20 protein-coding genes and 1 pseudogene are annotated in these 23,700 nt (G+C 72.9%); 14 read left to right on the forward strand and 7 right to left on the reverse strand.

Translation table 11 applies throughout. The features are described from left to right. Position 1 precedes the first annotated feature (1 nt). From CNQ36_RS30090 to CNQ36_RS30100, 3 genes are all read left to right on the forward strand, one after another. Positions 2–778 (forward strand): HpcH/HpaI aldolase family protein, encoded by a 777-nt coding sequence (locus CNQ36_RS30090; RefSeq protein ID WP_121548283.1) that lies wholly within the window; start codon positions 2–4, stop codon positions 776–778. Next, on the forward strand, positions 775–1,734 hold the full coding sequence (locus CNQ36_RS30095; protein ID WP_121548284.1) for a phosphoglycerate dehydrogenase: 960 nt from the start codon (positions 775–777) through the stop codon (positions 1,732–1,734). Before CNQ36_RS30090 ends, CNQ36_RS30095 begins: the two co-directional genes overlap by 4 nt. A 100-nt stretch (positions 1,735–1,834) precedes the next feature. Next, a complete protein-coding gene (locus CNQ36_RS30100) occupies positions 1,835–3,250 on the forward strand; it encodes an Nramp family divalent metal transporter (protein ID WP_121548285.1) in 1,416 nt (471 codons plus the stop codon). 78 nt (positions 3,251–3,328) lie between these two features. Here CNQ36_RS30100 and CNQ36_RS30105 read toward each other — a convergent pair whose 3' ends face one another. From CNQ36_RS30105 to CNQ36_RS30125, 6 genes and pseudogenes are all read right to left on the reverse strand, one after another. After that, entirely contained in the window at positions 3,329–4,522 is a 1,194-nt protein-coding gene (locus CNQ36_RS30105; RefSeq protein ID WP_121548286.1) for an MFS transporter, read from the reverse strand. A gap of 5 nt (positions 4,523–4,527) precedes the next feature. Then, positions 4,528–5,067: a GNAT family N-acetyltransferase gene (locus tag CNQ36_RS35435; protein WP_323135686.1), complete on the reverse strand. Its 540-nt coding sequence runs from the start codon at positions 5,065–5,067 to the stop codon at positions 4,528–4,530. Continuing rightward, a pseudogene (locus CNQ36_RS35440) lies at positions 5,059–6,258 on the reverse strand (type III PLP-dependent enzyme); the annotation flags it as partial. The gene CNQ36_RS35435 and the pseudogene CNQ36_RS35440, both read right to left, overlap by 9 nt. Then, positions 6,222–7,553, reverse strand: a complete 1,332-nt coding sequence (locus tag CNQ36_RS35445) for a DUF6271 family protein (RefSeq protein ID WP_228313111.1) — start codon at positions 7,551–7,553, stop codon at positions 6,222–6,224. The gene CNQ36_RS35445 and the pseudogene CNQ36_RS35440, both read right to left, overlap by 37 nt. After that, the gene (locus tag CNQ36_RS30120; RefSeq protein ID WP_004923957.1) at positions 7,550–8,575 is read right to left on the reverse strand and encodes a phytanoyl-CoA dioxygenase family protein; all 1,026 of its coding nucleotides are present in this window, start codon (positions 8,573–8,575) and stop codon (positions 7,550–7,552) included. The genes CNQ36_RS35445 and CNQ36_RS30120 overlap by 4 nt, the downstream gene beginning before the upstream one ends. Positions 8,576–8,860: 285 nt before the next feature. Continuing rightward, positions 8,861–9,625: a GntR family transcriptional regulator gene (locus CNQ36_RS30125; RefSeq protein WP_121548288.1), complete on the reverse strand. Its 765-nt coding sequence runs from the start codon at positions 9,623–9,625 to the stop codon at positions 8,861–8,863. A gap of 372 nt (positions 9,626–9,997) precedes the next feature. On the opposite strand from CNQ36_RS30125, the gene CNQ36_RS30130 reads away from it, so the two are divergent. The 4 genes from CNQ36_RS30130 to CNQ36_RS30145 all read left to right on the forward strand — a co-directional run bounded on the left by CNQ36_RS30130 (position 9,998) and on the right by CNQ36_RS30145 (position 14,680). Next, complete coding sequence (locus tag CNQ36_RS30130; protein WP_121548289.1) at positions 9,998–11,275, forward strand: extracellular solute-binding protein; 1,278 nt, start codon at positions 9,998–10,000, stop codon at positions 11,273–11,275. Positions 11,276–11,363: 88 nt separating this feature from the next. Continuing rightward, positions 11,364–12,350: a carbohydrate ABC transporter permease gene (locus tag CNQ36_RS30135; protein ID WP_121548290.1), complete on the forward strand. Its 987-nt coding sequence runs from the start codon at positions 11,364–11,366 to the stop codon at positions 12,348–12,350. Further along, positions 12,347–13,180 carry a carbohydrate ABC transporter permease gene (locus tag CNQ36_RS30140; protein ID WP_004923946.1) on the forward strand — a complete coding sequence of 278 codons (834 nt, stop codon included), beginning with the start codon at positions 12,347–12,349 and terminating at the stop codon, positions 13,178–13,180. Before CNQ36_RS30135 ends, CNQ36_RS30140 begins: the two co-directional genes overlap by 4 nt. Positions 13,181–13,189: 9 nt before the next feature. Next, a complete protein-coding gene (locus CNQ36_RS30145) occupies positions 13,190–14,680 on the forward strand; it encodes a glycoside hydrolase family 3 protein (protein WP_121548291.1) in 1,491 nt (496 codons plus the stop codon). 23 nt (positions 14,681–14,703) lie between these two features. On the opposite strand, the gene CNQ36_RS30150 is transcribed toward CNQ36_RS30145, so the two are convergent. Beyond that, on the reverse strand, positions 14,704–15,126 hold the full coding sequence (locus tag CNQ36_RS30150) for a YdeI/OmpD-associated family protein (protein ID WP_410177127.1): 423 nt from the start codon (positions 15,124–15,126) through the stop codon (positions 14,704–14,706). Positions 15,127–15,362: 236 nt separating this feature from the next. Between CNQ36_RS30150 and CNQ36_RS30155 the strand changes: the two genes are divergently transcribed. The 7 genes from CNQ36_RS30155 (at position 15,363) to CNQ36_RS30185 (ending at position 23,698) form a co-directional block, all read left to right on the forward strand. Further along, positions 15,363–15,764 carry a cell division protein SepF gene (locus CNQ36_RS30155; RefSeq protein WP_004923940.1) on the forward strand — a complete coding sequence of 134 codons (402 nt, stop codon included), beginning with the start codon at positions 15,363–15,365 and terminating at the stop codon, positions 15,762–15,764. A gap of 87 nt (positions 15,765–15,851) precedes the next feature. Beyond that, positions 15,852–17,135 (forward strand): ATP-binding protein, encoded by a 1,284-nt coding sequence (locus tag CNQ36_RS30160; protein ID WP_163013394.1) that lies wholly within the window; start codon positions 15,852–15,854, stop codon positions 17,133–17,135. Continuing rightward, on the forward strand, positions 17,128–17,499 hold the full coding sequence (locus CNQ36_RS30165) for a nucleotide pyrophosphohydrolase (RefSeq protein ID WP_121548293.1): 372 nt from the start codon (positions 17,128–17,130) through the stop codon (positions 17,497–17,499). Before CNQ36_RS30160 ends, CNQ36_RS30165 begins: the two co-directional genes overlap by 8 nt. Before the next feature lie 181 nt (positions 17,500–17,680). Next, complete coding sequence (locus CNQ36_RS30170) at positions 17,681–18,142, forward strand: DUF6099 family protein (RefSeq protein ID WP_121548646.1); 462 nt, start codon at positions 17,681–17,683, stop codon at positions 18,140–18,142. Between the two features lie 470 nt (positions 18,143–18,612). Next, positions 18,613–19,536 (forward strand): LLM class F420-dependent oxidoreductase, encoded by a 924-nt coding sequence (locus CNQ36_RS30175; protein ID WP_004923936.1) that lies wholly within the window; start codon positions 18,613–18,615, stop codon positions 19,534–19,536. 155 nt (positions 19,537–19,691) lie between these two features. Further along, complete coding sequence (locus tag CNQ36_RS30180) at positions 19,692–21,149, forward strand: 3' terminal RNA ribose 2'-O-methyltransferase Hen1 (RefSeq protein ID WP_121548294.1); 1,458 nt, start codon at positions 19,692–19,694, stop codon at positions 21,147–21,149. Beyond that, entirely contained in the window at positions 21,146–23,698 is a 2,553-nt protein-coding gene (locus CNQ36_RS30185; RefSeq protein WP_121548295.1) for a polynucleotide kinase-phosphatase, read from the forward strand. The genes CNQ36_RS30180 and CNQ36_RS30185 overlap by 4 nt, the downstream gene beginning before the upstream one ends. Positions 23,699–23,700: the final 2 nt, after the last annotated feature.

The raw sequence follows: 23,700 nt of genomic DNA on the forward strand, positions 1-23,700 counted from the left end.
CATGACCACCGCCGCGCACTTCACCGCCGCACTGCGCGACCGCCGCCCCCTCCTCGGCTACTGGTCGCTGCTCGACTCGCCCGTCGCCGCCGAGCGCCTCGCCCGCCTCGGCTACGACTACCTCGCCTTCGACGCCCAGCACGGCCTCTTCGGCTACCAGGGCCTGCTGAACAACCTCATCGCCACCGACACCCGCGGCTCCACCGCCGTCGGCGTGGTCCGCGTCGAGGCCAACGACCCGACGTACATCGGCCGCGCCCTGGACGCGGGCGCCGCCGCCGTCATCGTGCCGCTCGTCGACACCGCCCGGGACGCCGCCGACGCGGTCGCCGCCGTCCGCTACCCGCCGCACGGCCGCCGCTCCTACGGCCCCATGCGCGCCCAGCTGCGCATCGGTCCGAACCCGGCCGACACCCACGAGCAGACCGCGGTCCTCGCCATGATCGAGACCGCCGACGGACTCGCTAACGTCGAGGAGATCTGCGCCACCCCGGGACTCGACGGCGTCTACGTCGGCCCGTCCGACCTGCGCCTGGCGATCGGGGGCGCCACCTCCACCGACCCGGACGTGGCCGACGCGTTCGAGCGGGCGCTCACCCGGATCCGCGAGGCCGCCGCGGCCGCGGGCATCGCCGCCGGCATCCACAACGGGGACGGCGCGAGCGCGGCCCGCCGGCTCGCGGAGGGCTTCACCTTCGCGTCCGTCGCCGCCGACGTCGTCCACCTCCAGCAGATCGCCGCCAGCCACCTGGACGCCGCGCGCGAGGGCCGGGCATGAGCACCCCCGCGCGCACCACCCTCATCACCACGCCCACCTTCGCCCGCCACTCGCCCGACCCCTGGACGCTGCTCGCCGACGGCGGCGCGGGCCCCCTGCGCCCGTACGACGACCGTGCCCTGCCGTACGGCGAACTGCTCGCCCGGATAGCCGGCGCCGACGCCCTCGTCGCCGGAATGGACCCGGTGACCGCCGAGGTCATGGACGCCGCGCCCCGGCTGAAGGTCATCGCCAAGCACGGCGTCGGCACCGACACCATCGACGTCGCCGCCGCCCGCGACCGGGGCATCCCCGTCGTCTTCGCTCCCGGCTCCAACTCGCGGGCCGTCGCCGAGTACACCTTCGGGCTCGTCCTCGACGCCGCCCGCCGGATCAGCGCCTCCCACACCGCGGTCACCGAGGGCGGCTGGCCCAAGCTCTTCGGCCCCGAACTGCACGGCCGTACCCTCGGCGTCGTCGGCTTCGGCCGCATCGGCCGGCTCGTCGCCGGATACGCCCGCGCCTTCGGGATGAGCGTCCTCGCCCACGACCCCTACGTCCCCGACGACGCGGTCACCGGGGCGGACGCCGAACCCGCCGGGCTCGACGCGCTCCTCGCCCGCGCCGACGTCGTCACCCTGCACCTCCCGCCCGCCGGCGAACCCCTGCTGGACGCCGCCCGGCTGGAAGCCATGAAGCCCGGCGCGATCCTGGTCAACGCCGCCCGCGGCGGCCTCGTCGACGACACCGCGCTCGCCGCCGCCCTGCACTCCGGACACCTGGCCGCCGCCGCGCTCGACGCCTTCGCCGTCGAACCCCTCCCGGCCGGCCATGTGCTGCGCACGGCACCCCGTCTCACCCTCACCTCCCACATGGCCGCCTGCACCCCGGAGGCCAACCGCGCGATGGGCCTGATGGTCGCCGAGGACGTACTCCGTGTCCTCGACGGCGAGGCCCCGCGCCACGCGGCCGGCTGACCCCGCCCCGCCGCCCGGAACGTCACCCCCCATTGCTCCTCCCCGCCCTGTTTGCCTTCCGCTCCGGCGACGGCGCCGGATCCAGCAAAGGAACACCGCCATGTCGACCACCACCGCCCCAGCGGCGGAGCACGCGCAGGCCGATCCGTACGCCCTGCGCCCCGAGGACGCCCGGCCCGCACCCACCGTCTTCCGCGACCGGATACGCCATCTCGGCCCCGGCTTCGTGCTGTCGGCCGCCGTCGTCGGCTCCGGAGAGCTGATCACCACCACCGCGCTCGGCGCCGAGGCGGGCTTCGCCCTGCTCTGGCTGGTGATCGTCTCCACCGCGGTCAAGGTCTGGGTCCAGATGGAACTGGCCCAGTGGACCATCCTCAACGGACGGACCGCACTCGAGGGTTACCGCGACGTCGGGCCCCGCATCGGCCGGCTGAGCTGGATCAACTGGCTCTGGATCGGCATGGACTTCGCCAAGATGTTCCAGCGCGGAGGCATCATCGGCGGTACCGCCGCCGCCTGTTCGGTGCTCTGGCCGGTGATCGGCGAACCGCTCAGCTGGGGCTCCCTCGCGCTCTGGGCCGTCGTCGTCACCCTCGCCGCGGTCCTCCTGCTCCAGTCCGGCAAGTACAGCCTCGTCGAACGCGCCTGCCTCGTCTCCGTCGTCGTCTTCACCCTGGTCACCGTCAGCCTCGCGGTGGGCCTGCCCGGCACCGAGTTCGGCTACGGCGGCAGCGAACTGGGCAGCGGCTTCGGCTTCGAGATCCCGGCCGGCACCGTCGGCATCGCGCTGGCCGTCTTCGGCATCACCGGCGTCGGCGCCGACGAGATGACCACGTACACCTACTGGTGCATGGAGAAGGGCTACGCCCGCTGGACGGGCCCCGACGACGGCAGCGAGGAGCGCGCCCGGCGCGCCGAGGGCTGGATCAAGGTGATGCGCCTGGACGCCCTCACCGGCCTCGCCGTCTGCGTGCTGTGCACCCTGTCCTTCTACGTCATCGGCGCGGCCGTGCTGCACCCGCAGGGCCTGGTGCCCGAGGGCAACAAGATGATCACCACGCTCTCGCGCATCTACACCGACACCATGGGCCCCTGGGCCGAGTACCTGTTCCTGATCGGCGCGTTCGCCGTCCTCTTCTCCACCCTCATCGGCTCCACCGCCTCCGTGCCCCGGCTGTGGACCAACACGCTCGGCCTGCTCGGCGTCATCGACTGGGGCGACGTCCGCGTCCGCACCCGCACCATCCGCGTCCTCACCTGGTGTCTGCCGCTGCTGTGGGCCTGCTTCTTCCTCTGGATGCAGTCGCCGGTGCTGATGGTCCAGATCGGCGGCATCGGCGGCGGGATCTTCCTGCTCGCCGTGGTCGTCGCCGTCTGGCGGCTGCGCTCCACCGGCGTCCCGCGCCGCTTCCGCGCCAACCCCTGGCTGACCGGGGCCCTCGTCGTCAGCAGCGCCGCCATCCTGTGCGTCGGCGTGTACGGCGTGCTGAAGACGCTGGGAGCCGTCCCGGAGTAGCCCACCGCCCGGACAGGACCCGGACAAGGACGGCGCGGGGTTCCCGCACGAGACGCTCGTGCGGGAACCCCGCGCCGTTCAGCGCGCCGCGGCCGCGCCCTCCCGCTCCTTCCAGCGCACCCGGCCCGAGCACACCGCCACCAGCACCGCGGAGGCCGCGACCACCGCCATCCCGGTCGTCAGGTCGGTGCGGCCGGCCACGAAACCGATCAGGGCCGGACCCGCGAGAAGGCCGGTGGTGCCCATGGCGGCCACCAGGGCGAGCGCGTCGGGGCCTTGGTCCGCGGCGGCGACGTAGAGGCAGGGCGTCACCGTGGCCATGCCCAGGCCGACGCAGGCGAAGCCGGCGAGCGCGGTCCAGGTGCCGCCGGACAGCAGGGCGAGGGCCAGGCCCGTACCGGCCATGACGCTGCCCACCCGCACCATCCGCGCGTCGCCCCAGCGGCCGCGCCAGCCGTCGCCCAGCAGGCGCGCCAGCACCATCATCACCGAGACGACGGCGATGCCCAGCGGCGCCAGCCGTCCCGACGCCCCCGTCTCCTCCGTCAGATAGAGCGCAGACCAGTCGTTCATCGCGCCCTCGACGACCGTGCCGCACACCATCGCGCAGCCCAGCCAGAGCGCCGCCCGGGAGGCGCCGGTCAGACTCCTGAGCCCCTTCTTCCCCTGCTTCTCCTCCTTCGTGGGCTGTTCCCCGGCCGGAGGCGCGTCCGGGAGCGCACGGGGACCCGCACCGGCCAGCAGCAGCAGTCCCAGCGCCGCCGCCACCGCGAAGTGCGCGGTCACCGAGTGCGTCACGGTGTTCACCCCCGAGGCCAGCAGCGCGCCCCCGAGCGACCCGCCGCTGAACGTCGCGTGCAGCTGCGCCATCGCGGCCCGGCCGTAGTGCGACTCGAGCGCGGCGCCCCGCGCGTTCATGGCCACGTTCAGACAGCCGACGGCCACCCCGTCGACGAAGATCACCAGCAGTACGAGCGGGTAGCCGCCCGCCGCGGCCAGCACCGGCAGCACGGCCACCAGGACCAGCGCCGACCACAGCGCCAGCCGCCGCGCGCCGAGCCGCCGCATCAGCGGGGCGACCAGCGGGAAGGACACCGCCGCCCCGACACCGCAGACCATCAGCAGCAGCCCCACCTCCGTCCCGCCCAGGTCGAAGCGGTCCTTGAGGGCGGGCAGCCGGGACGCCCAGGTGGCGTACTGGAAACCGAGGAAGCAGAACAGCGCGGCGATCGCCAGCTGGTCACGGCGGAAGTCGCCGAGGGTGGGCGGCATGGGAGTCAGATCCCCTCTCCGGGGTCGCCGGGACGGTGGTGCGGGACGGGGCGGGAGAGGTAGACGGCGCCCTCGCCGTAACTCCCGGGAGGTCCGGCCGCCGGGTCGGGCCGGTATCCGTGCCCGGCCCAGAAGCCCTCGGTCCCGCCGACGGCGACCAGCGAGATCCGCTCGAAGGCCGACCGGCCCGCGGTCGCCGTGAGATGCCGCAGGAGCCGGCTGCCCAGCCCCCGGCCGCGCAGATCGTCCGCGATCACCAGGTCGTGCAGATGCAGATTGCGCGAGTCGTACGCCCGCTCCTCGGGCCGGCTCAGATCCGGCCACCGGTGGCGGGGATAGGGCAGGGCGAGCACATAGCCGGCCACCCGCGCGCCGGTCTCCAGCACGAAGCAGGTCTCCGGGGAGGCCCGGCCCCGGGAGCGCAGCGCCTCCAGCCCTTCCGACAGCGCGGCCGGCGCGTACACCTGGGCCTCCAGGGCGGCGATCCGCGGCCAGTCGTCCTCGGTGATCCGGCGGACGCGGACGTCCGGGACGCCGCCGCCCACGCAGACGCGGGGCAGCGGGGCGAAGCCGTTGAAGCCCTCGGTCGTGTAGCTCGCCGCGTAGGCGCCGGCGGACAGCACCCACACCGGGTCGCCGGACGCGAGCGCCGCCGGTACCCGCACCCGGGGGTGCTCGTGGGCGTAGGCGTCGTCGCTGTCGCAGGTGGGGCCCGCGACGACGACCGGCACCAGGTCCGAGCCGGCCGCGTCCGGACGGGAGGGGAAGACCAGCGGGTACCGCACCTGGTCCATCTCGTACAGTCCGTTGAACTTGCCGCAGCTCAGGAACAGCCAGCGCTCGCGTTCCCCGTCCGGCCCGCGGCGCGTGGTCAGCCGGGCGACGTGCGCCCTGATCGCGCCGTGGTCGGCGACCAGATGGCGTCCCGGTTCGACCAGGAAGGCCGGCGGACGCGAGGACGCTCCGGCCAGCCGCTCCATCCCCTCGCGGAGCACCGCGAAGATCTTGTCCAGCGGGGGATCGAGCCGTTCGCCCCGGCGGTCCGTGTAGCCGAGCGCGGGCAGACCGCCGCCGAGGTTGACGTGGTCCGGCACGATCCCGCGGCCGTGCAGCGCCGTGAGCACCTCGGCCAGGGCGGTGAAGGCCCGCTGCCACGCCTCGGCGGTCATCTGCTGCGACCCCACGTGCACCGACAGCCCCGACGGGACCAGCCCCGCGTCCCGCGCGGCCTCCAGCACCCGTACGGCGTCGTCCGCCGAGCACCCGAACTTACGGCTCAGCCCCCACAGCGCGCCCTCGCCGCTGGTCGCCAGCCGGCAGAACACCCGTGCGCCCGGCGCGTGTTCGCCCAGCGCGACGACGTCCTCCACGCTGTCCGTGGCGAAGTCCCGCACGCCCAGCCGGCAGGCCTCGGCGATGTCCCGGTCGGACTTGACGGTGTTGCCGTAGTGGATCCGGCCGGCGGGCACGCCCGTCGCCAGCGCCAGGGCGATCTCCCGGGGGCTCGCCGCGTCGAACCCGGCGCCCCGGCCGGCCAGCCGGGCCAGGACCTCCGGCACCGGGCAGGCCTTCACCGCGAACCGGATGCCGACGCCCGGCAACTCACCGGCCAGCGCGTCGTACTGGGCGGCGATCCCGTCCAGGTCGTAGACCAGCGCGTCCCCTCCGGCGGCCGCAAGGGCGGCGCGCAGCGCCCCGTTCACCGCGGACCGCCCGGCACCTCGGTGTCCCGGCACGCCCGTACCAGCGCCTCCCAGTCCCCGATCAGCGCGACGAAGTCCTCGGTGTCGCGCGCGGCCTCGTCCAGCAGCCGCTCCCGGTCCGCCGTAATGCCGCGCGCGAACTCGGCGTACTTGCCGCCCAGTCGCCCGTAGGCCGCCGCGACCGTGTCCAGCCGCCGCTCGTTCTCCGTACGGTCCAGCCGCACGCTCTCGGCGAGGAACGCGGCGAACGGCTCCGGGTCGAGCCGCCCGTCGTCGTCGAGCAGCGCCGTACCGGCGTCGGCCATCCGCGCGTAGACGTAGTGCAGGTACAGCATCGACAGCAGGAACTTCACGAACCGCTCCTGGTACGCCAGGAAACCGGCGTGGGTGCGGCGCTCCCCGGTGTACCAGTTCTCGATGTGCCGGTTGTGCAGGACCCCCGGCAGCCCGGCGTCGTGCACGGCGTGGATCAGGAAGTAGTCGCTGCCGATGGTCGCGGTGGCGGGCGGCAGCGGCAGCCGCTCGTACACGTCCCGGTCGAACGCGATGTTGGACATGTCGACGTGCATCGGGTCGACCAGCGTCAGCGTCGAGTGGTCGCCGGCGAAGGGGAGCACCCCGGCGCCCTTGAAGGACTCCTCGGCGAGCTCCCGCCGCTGCTCCGCCGACCAGTGGCCGGGCGCCCACAGCCCGACGACCTCGTCGTACACGTCCTTGTCGAGTTCCCGTATCCCACCGATGTCGACGGAGAGTTCGCCGATGAAGGAGGCGCCCACCATCGACACGGTCCGCCCGGCGATCGCCGGGTCGAGGGTCACCTCGGACACCCCGGCCCAGGCGTCGGCGGCGCTCTTGCCCAGCGAGGCCAGCTCGTGGTGGACGGGGAAGACGGGCTCGCCGCCGAAGGTCTGGTAACTGCTGTCGGAGTCGCGCCGGTGGACCGAACGGCAGCCCAGCGCCGCCGCGACGAGGAACGCGCGGTTGGTGCAGGCGCCGTACGAGAGCGCGTCCGGGAGCATCAGGCCGAGCGTCCGGTCCGGCTCGGCGAGCGCGGCCCGGTCGGCGGCGCGCCGCAGGAAGTCCCGTTGGGCGGTCTCGTCGAGGTGGTGCACCACGACGTGCGGGACCTCGGGGAGCGCGGCGACCGTCCGTGCGTGGGCCTCGCGGGTCGGCCCGTCGGAGGAGTCGAGGACCAGCAGATGCGTCTCGACGCCGAACCGCCGCGCGGCGTAGGCGGCTTCGTCGCCGAGGGCGGTGATGGCGGCGGAGCACTCCCGGTTCGTGGGGAGGGCCAGGCATATCCGGTGCACGTCGGTTCCCCGTCTCATCGCGTCCGCCCGTGCCAGGCGTCCAGCCCCAGCAACGCGCGTCCCAGGTCGGTGAGTTCGGCGGGTCCGTAGCGCAGGGACTCGTGCTTCCGCGCGTCGCCGAGCAGCGTCGCGTTCCACTCCGGTGTGCTGAGCGTGCGCCAGGAGCGCACCCGGGAGTCGCGCAGCTCCCGGTGCTCCTCCAGCGCCGGCATCATCGACAGGTACTGCACCGCCCGCACACCGTCGGCCGAGGTGTTCGGGGCGACGCCGTGCGCCAGCATCCCGTTGAAGATCAGCAGGTCACCGGCCTTGAGCTCGGGCCGGACGACCGGGAACTCCGTGCGGTCGGCGCCGGGCCGGATCGGGTCCCGGTCGGCGGGCTGCCCCAGTTTCCACTCGTCGAACCGGCGGAACAGCTCGGGCGAGCACTGGAAGCCGCCCTCGTCGGGCGCGGTGTCGGTGAGCGCGATGATGCCCTGCACCCGCTGCGGGGGCACGCTCGCCGTGGTGTCGACGTCCCAGTGCAGCTCGATGTCGAAGCCCTCGTCCGTGGGCTCGATGAAGGAACGCGAACGGTTGCCGACATTGGGCGGGTTGAGGTTGAGGCGGTCCAGGGTGACCCAGAGCTCCTCGCAGTCCCAGACGTCCACGAAAGCGTCGTAGACCCGCCGGTTCTGCCGGCTGTCCCAGAGCAGCTGGTGCTGGTACGCCTCGACGAAGCCGTAGACGAACAGGTCCCGGTCGAGGTCCGAGCGGAAGGCGCGCTCCTCGTACCAGGTCTCGGGGCGCTGGGGGTCCAGCCCCTGGAAGTCCCAGGCGAACTCCAGCAGCAGCTTGGCCGCGTCGGGGGAGACGGCCTCGGGCACCACGACGTAGCCGTGGTCCTGCCAGGAGGCGAACTGTTCCCGCGAGAGCACCCGCAGGGGCAGGTCCTTGGTCAGGTGCCGCAGCTGCGTCCCGGCGAGGTAGCTCTCGCCGTCGGCGCTGAAGTAGGGGCGCTCGGAGGCGGCGCGGTGTAAGAAGCGGTGCTGCGTCGTCATGCGGTACTCCGGAGATCGGGATCACTCACGGCCTGCTCGCGCCCGCGCCGGCTCGCCGCGGCGGTCGGACGGCCCGGTGACATCGATGTCACCGGGGCCTCCGTGCGGGACCGTGCGCGGGGCGGATGCGGAAGGAACGCGCCACGTGGTTCAGACCAGTGGGATATTGGACTGGACCAATGAGCCGTGTCAAGGAACGCCCTTTCGGTATCCCGCACTCAACTCTTTTTGATCTAGGCGGTGTTGAAAGGAACCACCCGGTCAGGGCGTCGGGGCATCAGGGCATCAGGGCGCCGGACGCGTCAGGGTCGCCGTGAACTTGTAGCGCGAGCCCCGGTACACCGAGCGGACCCACTCGACCGGCCTGCCCGACTCGTCCCGCGAGTGGCGGGAGAGCAGCAGCATCGGCAGCCCGACGTCCGTGGCGAGCAGCCCGGCCTCCCGCGGTGTCGCCGGGGAGGTCTCGATGGTCTCGTCGGCCTCCGTGGGCCGCACCCCGTACACCTCGGCGAGCGTGGTGTAGAGCGAGGTGTAGCGGGTCAGGTTGCGGCGCAGGTGCGGGAAGCGCCGGGCGGACAGATGGGTCGCCTCGATCGCCATCGGCTCCCCGCCGGCCAGCCGCAGCCGCTCGATGCGCAGCACCCTGTCCGCCGGCTCCACCTCCAGCAGCGCCGCCAGCTCCGCGTCGGCGGCGATGTACCCGATGTCCAGCACCTGCGAGGCCGGGTTGAGCCCCTGGGCCCGCATGTCCTCCGTGTACGAGGTCAGCTGGAGCGTCCGGTAGACCTTCGGGCGGGCGACGAACGTGCCCTTGCCCTGGATCCGGTCGAGCCTGCCCTCGCTCACCAGCTCCTGGAGGGCCTTGCGGACCGTCGTGCGGGAGGTGCGGAACTCGACGGCGAGCAGCCGCTCGGCCGGCATCGGGGCGCCCGGGGTGCGTTCGTCGGTCATCTGCAGCAACCGCTGCTTGATGCGGTAGTACTTCGGCACGCGTCCGGGGTGGCCCGGCGCCTGCGAGTCGGCCCGGGCGCTGCTGACATCCGTGGTCATGACCTGCCTTCCGGCTGCGGTGTCCGGCGCGCGGACGGCAGGCGCCGGCCGCGGTGCACTTCGGCGGACGGCCGGGTTCGGCGCCGCACGCTCGGCGATCCCGTTATAACGGTGCGTTCTCACTTTGGTCTAGTCCAAGCCGCAACCCGTCCCTGTTTGTGCGTAGTTCTGCGCTCCGTCAGGGGTGTCGGAGCCGTTATCCAGGCGTGAGTCCACGACCCTTGACAGAGCCATAGGTCTAGGCCAAGCTCCCCCTTGCTGGTCTAAACCATTTAGAGGAAGCCGGGTCCCAGCCCGCCGAGCTGTTGCGCCGCTGTGGGGGTCACCGCCGAGGGCGTGGGTGTGCAAGGCATTCCTGAGGAGGGGTGGCGCGTGAAGCGCAAGCTGATAGCCGCGATAGGGGTCGCGGGCATGCTGTTCTCCGTCGCGGCGTGCGGCGGCGACGACGGTGACGACGGCAAGAAGGCCGGCGCGGACGGCTACGCCGGCGAGACGCTCACCGTGTGGGTGATGGACGGCTCCTCGCCGGACCAGTGGCAGAAGGACCTCGCCACGGAGTTCGAGAAGAAGACCAAGGCGAAGGTCAAGTTCGAGGTCCAGCAGTGGAACGGCATCCAGCAGAAGCTGACCACCGCGCTGTCCGAGGAGAACCCGCCGGACGTCTTCGAGATCGGCAACACCCAGACCCCGGCCTACGCCAAGACCGGCGGCCTCGCCGAACTCGCCGACCTCAAGGCGGAGATCGGCGGCGAGTGGACCGATTCGCTCAACGAGTCGTCCGTCGTGGATGGCAAGCAGTACGCGGCGCCCTGGTACTTCGCCACCCGCGTCGTCCTCTACAACAAGAAGGTCTGGGCGGACGCCGGCCTCAAGGACACCCCCAAGACCCGCGACGAGTTCTACGACGCGCTCAAGACGATCGGTGACAAGACCGACGCCGAGCCGATCTACCTGCCCGGCCAGAACTGGTACCACTTCGTCGGCCTGGTGATCGGCGAGGGCGGCGAACTGGTCAAGAAGGACGGCGACAAGTACGTCTCCAACCTCGACGACCCGAAGGTCGCCGCCGCCGCGGAGACGTACAAGAAGTTCCAGGCGCTGTCCAAGGCGCCCAAGGACAAGGACGAGGCCACCCCGCAGCAGGGCGAGGTCTTCGCCAAGGGCAAGACCGGCGCCTTCATCGGCATGGGCTGGGAAGCCGGCATCGCGATCAAGGCCAACCCGGACATCGAGAAGGAGATCGGCTACTTCACCATCCCCGGTGCCACGGCCGACAAGCCCGAGGGCGTCTTCCTCGGCGGCTCCAACCTCGCCGTCGCCGCGGGCAGCAAGAAGCAGGACCTCGCCAAGGAGTTCCTGAAGCTGACCCTCTCCGACAAGTTCGAGGGCCAGCTGGCCAAGCTCAACGGCGTCATCCCCAACAAGGAGTCGCTGCAGAGCAACCTCGAGGGCAACGCCCCCGCCGAGGCCGCCGCGCCGGCCGCCGCCGTCGGCGGCACCACGCCGCTGATCCCCGAGTGGGCCGCGGTGGAGAACGCGCCCAACCCGATCAAGACGTACCTGACCGCCGTGCTGAACGGCAAGTCCCCCGCCGAGGCCGCCAAGCAGGTCGAGGGCGAGTTCAACAAGCGCCTGGCGCAGCAGCAGTAGAAGCGCACGCGCTCCGAACGGGGCGGGGGCCGGCCGACGCGACGGCCCCCGCACCCCGTTGAGCACGCCGAGAAGAGAGATCGCGAGCATGACCGTGCAGACCGAACGGCCGCCCTCCGGCCCGGCGGACGTCCGCAAGACGGACGACGGGGGACCCGGCAGGCCCACACCGCGAGCCGCGTCGCGCGCCGGCGCGCTCGCCCCGTACCTCCTGCTGCTGCCCGCCACCGCGGCCACCGTGCTGCTGCTCGGCTGGCCGCTGCTCAAGGACCTGCTGCTGTCGTTCCAGAACCTCAACATGGCGCAGCTGATCCAGCACGTCACCGAGTGGAACGGCCTCGACAACTACAAGGACGTCCTCACCGGCGAGGAGTTCTGGCGGGTCACCCTCCGCTCCATCCTGTTCACGGCGGTCAACGTCGTCCTGACCATGGTCCTGGGCGCGCTGACCGGCCTGCTGCTCGCCCGCCTCGGCAAGCGGATGCGGTTCACCCTGCTGATCGGCCTGGTGCTGGCCTGGGCCATGCCCGTGGTCGCCGCCACCACCGTCTACCAGTGGCTCTTCGCGCAGCGCTTCGGCGTCGTCAACTGGGTCCTGGACAAGCTCGGCTGGCACTCCATGGCCGACTACAGCTGGACCAGCAGCCAGATGTCGACGTTCTTCGTCGTCACCCTGCTGATCGTCTGGATGTCCGTCCCGTTCGTCGCGATCAACCTCTACGCGGCGACCACCACCATCCCCGGCGAACTGTACGAGGCCGCCGCGCTCGACGGCGCCGGCGCCTGGCGCAGCTTCACCACGGTCACCCTGCCGTTCCTGCGGCCGTTCCTGTACGCCACGACGTTCCTGGAGATCATCTGGATCTTCAAGGCGTTCGTCCAGGTCTTCACCTTCAACGGCGGCGGCCCCGACCGGCTCACCGAGATCCTGCCCGTCTACGCCTACGTCGAGGGCGTCGGCAACCAGCACTACGGCATGGGCGCGGCGATCGCCGTGCTCACCGTCCTGATCATGCTCGGCCTGACCGCCTACTACCTCAGGATCGTGCTCAAGCAAGAGGAGGACGAGCTGTGAAGCGCTCGCTCTTCGGCCGCCTGTGGCCCAACGTCACGGCCGTCGTCCTGTTCATCGTCTGCGTCTTCCCCGTGTACTGGATGTTCGCCACGGCGTTCAAGCCGACCGGCGACATCATCTCGGAGACCCCCGTCTGGTTCCCGACCGACGTCACCTTCGAGCACTTCAGGACCGCGACCGACGCCGACCACTTCTGGACGTACGTCCGCAACTCGCTGACCGTCACCTGCCTCGCCGTCCTCTTCTCCCTGATCATCGCGCTGGCGGGCTCCTTCGCCCTGGCACGGATGCGGTTCAGGGGCCGGCGCGGCTTCGTCATCGGCTTCATGCTCGCCCAGATGGCGCCCTGGGAGGTCATGGTCATCGCGATCTACATGATCGTGCGGGACGCCTCCATGCTGAACAGCCTGGTGCCGCTGACGGCCTTCTACATGATGATGATCCTGCCCTTCACCGTCCTGACGCTGCGCGGCTTCGTCGCCGCCGTGCCGAAGGAGCTGGAGGAGTCGGCCATGGTCGACGGCTGCACCCGCGCCCAGGCGTTCCGCCGGGTCATCCTGCCGCTGCTCGCGCCGGGACTGATGTCCACCTCCATGTTCGGCTTCATCACCGCCTGGAACGAGTTCCCCCTCGTCCTGGTGCTCAACAAGGAAGCCGGTGGCGCGCAGACCCTGCCGCTGTGGCTGTCCAGCTTCCAGACCCAGTTCGGCGACGACTGGGGCGCCACGATGGCTGCCTCGTCCCTGTTCGCCGTCCCCATCCTGATCCTCTTCGTCTTCCTGCAGCGCAGGGCCGTCAGCGGCCTCACCGCGGGCGCCGTGAAGGGATAACGCCACCCGATGACGACATTCACCACCGGCACCGACACCCTCACCCGGGACGCGCTCGCCGTGCTGCAGCCGGGCTTCGCCGGCACCACCGCACCCGACTGGATACGCCGCCGCCTCGGCGAGGGCCTCGCCTCCGTCGCCCTCTTCGGCCGCAACGTCACCACCGCCGAGCAGGTCACCGCCCTCACCGCGCAGCTGCGGGCCGAGCGGGACGACCTGCTGGTGGCCATCGACGAGGAGAGCGGCGACGTCACCCGCCTGGAGGTCCGCACCGGCTCCTCCTTCCCCGGCAACCACGCGCTCGGCGCCGTCGACGACACCGGCCTGACCCGGGGCGTCGCCCGCGAACTGGGCCGCAGGCTCGCCGAGTGCGGGGTCAACTTCAACTGGGCGCCGTCCGCCGACGTCAACGCCGACCCCGACAACCCGGTGATCGGCGTGCGCTCCTTCGGCGGGGACACCGCCCTGGTCGCCCGGCACACCGCCGCCTACGTCGAGGGCCTGCAGTCCACCGGCGTCGCCGCCTGCACCAAGCACTTCCCCGGCCACGGCGACACCAGCGTCGACTCGCACCACGCGATCCCGCACATCGACCTCGACGCCACCACGCTGCACGAGCGTGAACTCCAGCCGTTCCGGGCGGCGATCGCGGCCGGCACCCGTGCCGTCATGAGCGCCCACATCCGGGTCCCGGTCCTCGACCCGGACCGCCCGGCCACCCTCTCCCGCCGCATCCTCACCGACCTGCTGCGCGGCGAACTCGGCTACCAGGGCCTGATCGTCACCGACGGCATGGAGATGCGCGCCATCTCCGGCACCTACGGACTGGAGCACGGGGTCGTCCTCGCCATCGCGGCCGGCGCCGACGCGATCTGCGTGGGCGGCGGACTGTGCGACGAGGGCACCGTGCAGAGCCTCCAGGACGCGCTGGTCGCCGCCGTACGCTCCGGGGAACTCCCCGAGGAGCGGCTCGCCGACGCCGCCGCCCGGGTCCGCGCCCTGGCCGACTGGACCGCGGGCGTACGGCGCTCCCCGGCCGGGACGGTCGCACCCGAGCCGGAGATCGGCCTGGTCGCGGCCCGCCGCGCGGTCACCGTCACCCGCGCCGCCGCCCCCGCGCCGGTCACCGGACCCGTGTACGTGGCGACCTTCAACCCGGCCCCGAACATCGCCGTGGGCGACGAGACCCCGTGGGGTGTCGGAGCGGAGCTGGAGCGGCTGCTTCCCGGCACCACCACCGGCGGCTTCACCGGCCCCGGCGCCGGTGAGCAGGCGCTGAGGGCGGCGGCCGGCCGGCGGGTCGTCGCGGTGGTCCGCGACGAGCACCGGCACCCGTGGATGCGCGAGGCCCTCGACACCCTGCTCGCCGCCGACCCGGCCACCGTGATCGTGGAGATGGGCGTACCGCAGTCCGCCCCGCGCGGCGCCCCGCACATCGCCACCTACGGCGCGGCCCGCGTCTGCGGCGTGGCGGCGGCGGAGGCGGTCCTGGCGGGCTGAACCGCCGGAGCGGCCCCGGCCGTTCAGGGGTGGAGCTTCCTCCCCTCGGCGAGCATGGCGACGAACTTCTCGATACGGGCCGCCCGGGTCGCCGGCCGCCTGGCCTCCTCGATCCGGTGCAGGATCCCGTACCGGTTGCGGCTGTCGAGGGCGGCGAAGAAGTCACCGGCGCCGGGGGCCGCGTCCAGCGCGGCCCGAAGATCATCGGGGACGGCCGCCGTGGACTTTCTCGCGTACGCGGCCTCCCAGCGGCCGTCCGCCCGCGCCCTCTCCACCTCGCGCAGGCCGGACGGCCGCATACGGCCGCGTTCGATGGGGTCGAGGGCCTTGCGCCGGTTGACGGCCGACCATCTGCTGCGCGCCCGGCGCGGAGTGAACCGGTGCAGCCAGTGCGTGTCGTCGAGGCTCTGCGCCCGCCCGTCGATCCAGCCGTAGCACAACGCCACACGCCGTAGGCGTCACCGTGGTGCTTCTTCAGCCACGCCTCCCAGTCGGCCTGAGTCTCGAAGCCGACCGCCGTTTCCGCCGCGTCGTGCGCTTTCCCGGGCATGCGGCCATGCAAGCGGGGCAAGCGTGACGGTGTGCTGGCCCGGCGATGGCGGAGCGTGTCGTATTGGGCCGAACGGGTGACCATGAGTAAGAATTGCCCGATGCAGACAGCCAGTGCGACAGGGGACGGAGCATGCCGGTGAACAGCCACGATGTCACCGACGAACAGTGGGAGGGGCTCGCCCAGGTCGTTCCGCTGCGGGGCCGCGACGCGTGGCCGTCCGCGGTGGGCCACCGCGCCCTGCCCGAGGCCGAGACGGAGGCGGCGGCGCGCCGTCGCTTCGTCGTCCTGCGCGTGAACGTGTTCGCGGACGCCCGCGACGTCGCCGAGACGCTGATGTCCGGGATACCCGTCCTGCTCGACCTCACCAGCGCGGAGACCGAAGTCGCCAAGAGAGTCCTGGACTTCAGCACAGGTGTCGTCTTCGGCCTGGCCAGCGGAATGCACCGGGTCGACCGCAACGTCTTCCTGCTGACCCCGTCCGGCACCGAGGTCACGGGGCTGATGGAGGGAGCGGGAGCGCCGGGGGTGTGAGCCGCGCGGGCACCCGCTCGCCCGATCGTGGGAAGGACCGCCGAGCGGAACGGTTCGCCGCCGTGCCGAACCCTTAGCGTCCGGCGCATGACCTCCGCCTCGCCGCCCCGTCCGGCCGCCCTGACCGGCCGGGCTTCTCCGCCCGGCTCGGCTCTCCCGTCCGGCTCGGTTCTCCCGTCCGGCCCGGCTCTTCCGCTTCGTGGGGCTTTCCCGCCCGGCTCGTCACCCGTGGCTCCGGCTCCGGGCGGGCGGCCCGTGCGGCCGCGGGTCACCGAACTGCTGTTGTCCGCGTTCGCGGGGCACCGCGGTGTCCGGCTCCCGCTGGGGGCGCTCACCCTGCTCGCCGGGCCCAGCGGAAGCGGCAAGACCAGCGCGCTGCGGGCCTACGAGGCGCTCGCCCGGCTCGGCGGCGGGGCCGAGCTGGGGGAGGTGTTCGCGGAACCCGGCGCCTGTGTGCCGGAGCGGGCCCGCGCCGACGCCCAGCGCCGGCGCGGCTTCCGCATCGGCTGCGTCGCCGACGGCCCCGCGGGTCCCGTCCGGCTGGAGGTCGCCGTACAGGCCGAACCCGAACTGCGGATCGTGGGGGAGCGGCTGACGGCGGGCGGGCTGGTCCTCCTGGAGACGGCGCTGCGCGACCCCGGCCGGCGCACCGTGCAGGCCGCCTGGCACACGGCGGGGTCCACCCCGGTGACCCGCGGCCCGCTGCCGGACGACCGGCTCGGCACCGCGCTGCTCCCGCTGCGCGTCGCGGGCAAGACCCCCGGGCAGCGCAGGGTGCTCGCCGCCGCCGAGCAGCTGGTGGTGGCCCTGCGCTCCGTCTTCCCCTGCGACCCCCGCCCCGAGCGGATGCGGGGCCCCGTGCCCACCGGCACCGGCCGGCTGCTGGGCGGCTGCGACAACCTCCCCGACGTACTGTGGCGCACCCGCACCGAGTGCGGGCGCCGGCACGCCCTCCTGGTGGACGCGGTGCGCGCCGGATGCTCCGGGCCGGTCGCCGGGCTGCTCGCCGAGCCGTACGACACCGGCCGCCGGGTCCGTGCCCTGCTCGACCGGGGTGACGGCACCCGTACCGATCTGCGGCGCCTCGGCGACGGCGAGCTGCGGTACGCCGCCCTCGCGCTGGTGCTGCTCACCGGGCCCGGGGTGCTGGGGGCCGACGCGCCCGGCGAGGTCCCCGACGCGCTCCGGACCCTCACCGTCCTCGCCGACGGCCTGGACCGTTCACTGGACCCGGAGCAGCGGGTGCTGCTGCTGGACCTGGCGGCGCGGACGTGCGACCGCGGGCGCGTCCGGCTGCTCGGCGCCGTGAACGACGCCTCGTGGGCGGCGGGTTCGGAGGGAGTGACGGTGGTACACCTGGACCGTGACTGATCCGTACGACGACGAGAGTCCCCGCGGGAACGAGCGGCTCGCGGCACTCCAGCACCGACTCGCCGAGTTCGCCGCCGCGCGCGACTGGCAGCCGTACCACACGCCGAAGAACCTCGCCGCCGCTCTCAGCGTGGAGGCGTCCGAACTCCTCGAGATCTTCCAGTGGCTGACGCCCGAGGAGTCCGCGGCGGTCATGGACGACCCGGACACCGCGCACCGGGTCACCGACGAGGTGGCCGACGTCCTCGCGTATCTCCTTCAGCTGTGCGAGGTCCTCGGGGTCGATCCGCTGACCGCGCTCGCCGCGAAGATCGACCGGAACGAGCGCAGGTTTCCGGTCGGGGAGCCGCCGCGCCGAAAGTGAGGAGCCGTTTACTCCTCTTTCACTCTCCGTATTCGAAAACTCGGCCTCTTTCGCTTGGGTGTCCACAGATTTCGGTCTTCCTCTGGCTTTTTGTCTCAGGGGACTTCACTCTGGGTAGTGAACAAGGGAGTTCAACGGATGCGGACGCGTGGGCAGCGCGTCGGACAGACGGGGGCAGCGCATGGACGCTGTGCGGCTCATCGTGACGAGCAGACGTGCCCTGGCCGCGGGCGGCGGTGTACGGGAGCGGCTGACCGAGGTGTGGCAGGCGCAGGCCCTGGCGCAGGCGATAGGGAGCCGCCTCGCCGTCACCGGGCCGCCCGAACTGCGGGGCGAGGCGCTGGGGCTGACGGAGCTGGCGGGCCGGGGCTGCGGAGTGCTGGGCGGCCGCGGGCTCGGGCCCGACGAGCTGCGCGCGGCCTGGCTCACCGAGCTGGGGGAGCCGCGCCCGGTCCTGATGCAGCTCGGCGGGCTGCTGGGCGAGGTCGGTATCGCCCTGGTGGGCCTCGCCTGCTCCGCGGACGACGAGGCGACGTACTGGCAGTGCATGGAGGCCATCGACGCGGCGGACGAGTCCCGCGACCGGGTCCGCGAGATGCTCCGCAAACTGGCCGACTCCCTGCCGGAACGCGAGGCCGGCTGATCCGGACGCCCACAGGTGGTGGGTGGGTCGGGGCCGGGTCGGGGGTGGCCGTCCTCGGACTGGCGCGACTGTGCCGGCTGGAATACGTCGGGGGCGCGGACGCGCCAGCCACTGCGGGCGGCCACCCCCGCCCCGTCCCCTCCGCGCCGCGAGCGACCATCCGCCCCACCTACCGCCCTCCACGCGCAGTCGTGCCCCCGCTCTCCGCGGGCAGTCGTGCCGCCGCCCTCCACGCGCAGCCGCGCCGCCGCGTTCCGCGGGCAGTCGTGCCGCTGGGGCGGCACGGGTGGGCGCGACGGCACCCCGTTGGCGCCGGGCTGCGCGACACCCCCCGGCCCACCCCCACGCCGGGCACCCTGCCAACGCCGGGCAGCAACCCCGCCCCACCGACGTGCGGCAACCGCGTCAGCCCGCCAGGGCCAAGCCCCCTCCTCCCCGGCCCCCACCCCCCGACCATGCAGGATGGACCCATGGATCTCCGCATCTTCACCGAGCCCCAGCAGGGCGCCACCTACGACACACTGCTCACCGTGGCCAAGGCCACGGAAGACCTCGGCTTCGACGCCTTCTTCCGCTCCGACCACTACCTCAGCATGGGCTCCGCCGACGGCCTCCCCGGCCCCACCGACGCCTGGATCACCCTCGCCGGCCTCGCCCGCGAGACCAAGCGCATCCGCCTCGGCACCCTGATGACCGCCGGCACCTTCCGCCTCCCCGGCGTGCTCGCCATCCAGGTCGCGCAGGTCGACCAGATGTCCGGCGGCCGGGTCGAACTGGGCCTGGGCGCGGGATGGTTCGAGGAGGAGCACAAGGCGTACGGCATCCCCTTCCCGAAGGAGAAGTTCGGCCGCCTCGAGGAGCAGCTGGAGATCGTCACCGGACTCTGGGCCACCGAGACCGGCAAGACCTTCGACTACCACGGCACCCACTACGACCTCACCAGGTCGCCCGCGCTGCCCAAGCCGGCCCAGTCCAAGGTGCCGGTCCTCATCGGCGGCCACGGCGCGACCCGCACGCCCCGGCTGGCGGCCCGGTTCGCCGACGAGTTCAACATGCCGTTCGCCGGCATCGAGGACACCGCGCGCCAGTTCGGCCGGGTCCGCGACGCCGCCCAGGAGGCCGGCCGCGACCCGGACGAGCTCGTCTACTCCAACGCCCTCGTCGTCTGCGTCGGCAGGGACGACCAGGAGATCGCCCGCCGCGCCGCCGCCATCGGCCGCGAGGTCGAGGAGCTCAGGGCCAACGGCCTCGCGGGCACCCCGGCCGAGGTCGTCGACAAGATCGGCCGCTACGCCGAGACCGGCTCCCGGCGCATCTACCTCCAGGTCCTCGACCTGGACGACCTCGACCACCTGGAGCTGATCTCCGCCCAGGTCCAGTCCCAGCTGTCGTAACGCGCGTCCGAGGGGGCCGTCCGCACCCGCGGGCGGCCCCCTCGTCGTGCGCCCGTAAATTCCCGGGGCGTACCCGGCCGTTCCCGGTACGTTGGCACCGCGCGCCCCATTCGGCGTGTCCCCGCAGCTCAGAAGGGTCTCGAGGTGTAACCACCGTGTTCCTGACGATCAGTACCACCGGCTCCGCGGAGCGCCCGGCGACCGATCTCGGTTTTCTGCTGCACAAGCATCCCGAGAAGGCGCAGAGGTTCTCCACCTCCTACGGCACGGCCCACGTCCTCTACCCCGAGGCGGACGCCGAGCGCTGCACGGCGGCGCTGCTGCTGGAGGTGGACGCGGTGGCACTGGTCCGGCGCGGGAAGGGCAAGGGCCGCGGCGGAGCGCCCGACGCGGCACTCGCGCAGTACGTCAACGACCGCCCCTACGCGGCGTCCTCCCTGCTCGCCGTCGCCCTGAGCGCCGTCTTCTCCAGCGCGATGCGCGGCGTCTGCAACGCCCGCCCGGAACTGCCGGGCCGGCCGCTCCCGCTGCGCGTCGAAATACCCGCGCTGCCCGCCCGCGGCGGCCCCGGACTCGTCGGCCGGCTCTTCGAGCCGCTCGGCTGGACGGTCGGCGCCGAGCCCGTCGCGCTGGACGGCGAGTTCCCGCAGTGGGGCGACTCGCGCTACGTCCGCCTCGTGCTGGAGGCGGAGACGCTGACCCTCGCCGAGGCCCTGCGCCACCTGTACGTCCTGCTTCCCGTGCTCGACGACGCCAAGCACTACTGGGTCGCCTCCGACGAGGTCGACAAGCTGCTGCGCGCCGGTGCGGGCTGGCTGCCCGGCCACCCGGAGCAGCGGCTGATCACCAGCCGCTATCTCTCCCGCCGCTGGTCGCTTACCCGCGAGGCCATGGAGCGGCTGGAGCTGGTCCGCCTCGCCGAGGCCGACGACAGCGACGTCGAGGAGATCGACAACGCCGTCGCCGTGGAGACGGAGGCCGAGGAGAAGCCGACCCCGCTCGCCGTGCAGCGCAGGGAGGCGATCCTCGCGGCGCTCCGGGCGGCGGGCGCCTCCCGGGTGCTCGACCTCGGATGCGGACAGGGCCAGCTCGTCCAGGCCCTGCTGCGGGACCCGTCCTTCACCGAGGTCGTCGGCCTCGACGTGTCGGTGCGGGCGCTCACCATCGCCTCCCGGCGGCTGAAGCTGGACCGCATGGGGGAGCGGCAGGCGGCGCGTGTGAAGCTGCTCCAGGGCTCGCTCGCCTACACCGACAAACGGCTCAGGGGATACGACGCCGCGGTGCTCAGCGAGGTGATCGAGCACCTCGACCTGCCCCGGCTCCCCGCCCTGGAGTACGCGGTGTTCGGCGCCGCCCGCCCCCGCACCGTCCTCGTCACCACCCCCAACGTCGAGTACAACGTGCGCTGGGAGAGCCTGCCGGCCGGCCATGTCCGGCACGGCGACCACCGCTTCGAGTGGACCCGCGACGAGTTCCGCGCCTGGGCCCGCATGGTCGCCGAACGGCACGGCTACGACGTGGAGTTCGTCCCCGTGGGGCCGGACGACCCCGAGGTCGGGCCGCCCACCCAGATGGCCGTGTTCGTGACCGCGCAGGAGGCGAAGGCCGCATGACCACCGACAGCACCGCCGTGCGGGGCCGCGCCCTGCCCGTGACCGACCTCTCCCTCGTGGTGCTCGTCGGCGCCTCGGGATCGGGCAAGTCCACCTTCGCACGCCGTCACTTCAAGCCCACCGAGGTCATCTCCTCCGACTTCTGCCGGGGCCTGGTCTCCGACGACGAGAACGACCAGAGCGCGTCGCGCGACGCCTTCGACGTGCTGCACTACATCGCCGGCAAGCGCCTGGCGGCCGGCCGCCGCACCGTCGTCGACGCCACCAGCGTCCAGCCGGACGCCCGGCGTCAGCTCGTCGCCCTGGCGAAGGAGTACGACGTGCTGCCCATCGCCGTCGTGCTCGACGTGCCCGAGGAGGTGTGCGCCGAACGCAACGCGGCCCGCGGCGACCGCGCCGACATGCCCCGCCGGGTCGTCCAGCGGCACGTCCGCGAACTCCGCCGCTCGCTGCGCCACCTGGAGCGCGAGGGCTTCCGCAAGGTGCACGTGCTGCGGGGCGTGGAGGAGATCGAGCACGCCACCGTCGTCACCGAGAAGCGGTACAACGACCTCACCCACCTGACGGGGCCCTTCGACATCATCGGCGACATCCACGGCTGCTCGGCCGAACTGGAGGCGCTGCTCGGCAAGCTGGGGTACGCCGACGGCGCGCACCCCGAGGGGCGCACGGCCGTCTTCGTCGGCGACCTCGTCGACCGCGGGCCGGACAGCCCCGCCGTGCTGCGCCGGGTGATGGCCATGGTGAAGGCGGGCCACGCGCTGTGCGTGCCCGGCAACCACGAGAACAAGTACGGCCGGCACCTCAAGGGCCGCAAGGTCCAGCACACCCACGGACTCGCCGAGACCGTCGCGCAGATGGACGGGGAGAGCGAGGAGTTCCGCGCCGAGGTGCGGGAGTTCATCGACGGCCTGGTCAGCCACTACGTCCTCGACGGCGGCCGGCTGGTGGTCTGCCACGCGGGCCTGCCGGAGAAGTACCACGGCCGCACCTCAGGCCGCGTCCGCAGCCACGCCCTCTACGGCGAAACCACCGGTGAGACCGACGAGTTCGGCCTGCCGGTGCGCTATCCGTGGGCGGAGGACTACCGGGGCCGGGCCGCCGTCGTCTACGGCCACACTCCCGTCCCCGAGGCCACCTGGCTGAACAACACCATCTGCCTGGACACCGGCGCCGTCTTCGGCGGCAGGCTCACCGCGCTGCGCTGGCCGGAGCGGGAACTGGTCGACGTACCGGCCGAGCGGGTCTGGTACGAGCCGGCGCGTCCCCTGCGCACCGAGGCCCCCGGCGGCCACGACGGCCGTCCGCTGGACCTGGCGGACGTGCACGGCCGCCGCTTCGTGGAGACCCGTCACCAGGGCCGGGTGGCGGTCCGGGAGGAGAACGCCGCCGCGGCCCTGGAGGTCATGAGCCGCTTCGCGGTCGACCCGCGCCTGCTGCCGTACCTCCCGCCGACCATGGCCCCCACCGCCACCTCGCGCCTCGACGGCTATCTGGAGCACCCGGTCGAGGCGTTCGCCCAGTACGCGGGGGACGGCGTCGCCCGCGTCGTGTGCGAGGAGAAGCACATGGGCTCCCGCGCGGTCGCCCTGGTCTGCCGCGACGCCGAGGCGGCCGCCCGCCGCTTCGGCACCGCGGGGGGCCCGGCCGGCGCGCTGTACACCCGCACCGGCCGCCCGTTCTTCAACGACGCCTCCGTCACCGAGGAGATCCTCGGACGGCTGCGCACGGCGGTCACCGAGGCCGGCCTCTGGGACGAACTCGACACCGACTGGCTGCTGCTGGACGCGGAACTGATGCCGTGGTCGCTGAAGGCCTCCGGGCTGCTGCGCTCCCAGTACGCCGCGGTCGGCGCCGCCGCCGGCGCGGTGTTCCCGGGCGTCCTCGCCGCCCTGGAGGGCGCGGCCGCCCGCGGCGTCGACGTCACGGACCTGCTGGGCCGGCAGCGCGAACGCGCGCGCGACGCCTCGGCGTTCACCGACGCGTACCGCCGCTACTGCTGGACCACCGACGGTCTGGACGGCGTCCGCCTGGCGCCGTTCCAGATCCTCGCGGTCCGCGGCCGCAGCCTGGCCGCGCTGCCCCACGACCGGCAGCTCGCCCTCATCGACCGCATGGTCGAGCACGACACCACCGGACTGCTCCGCACCACCCGCCGCCTCTACGTCGACACGGCCGACCCCGAGTCGGTGCGGGCCGGAGTGGACTGGTGGCTGGAGATGACCGGACGCGGCGGCGAGGGCATGGTGGTCAAACCGGTCGACGCCCTGGTCCGCGACACGTCGGGCCGCCTGGTGCAGCCCGGCATCAAGTGCCGCGGCCGCGAGTACCTGCGGATCATCTACGGCCCCGAGTACACCCGTCCGGAGAACCTGGCACGCCTGCGCGGCCGCTTCCTCAACCACAAGCGCTCCCTCGCGATCCGCGAGTACGCGCTCGGTCTGGAGGCACTGGACCGCCTCGCCGACGGCGAGCCGCTGTGGCGGGTCCACGAGCCGGTCTTCGCGGTGCTGGCGCTGGAATCGGAGCCGGTGGACCCGCGGCTGTGACG

The organism is Streptomyces fungicidicus, from assembly GCF_003665435.1.
Taxonomy (GTDB): domain Bacteria; phylum Actinomycetota; class Actinomycetes; order Streptomycetales; family Streptomycetaceae; genus Streptomyces; species Streptomyces fungicidicus.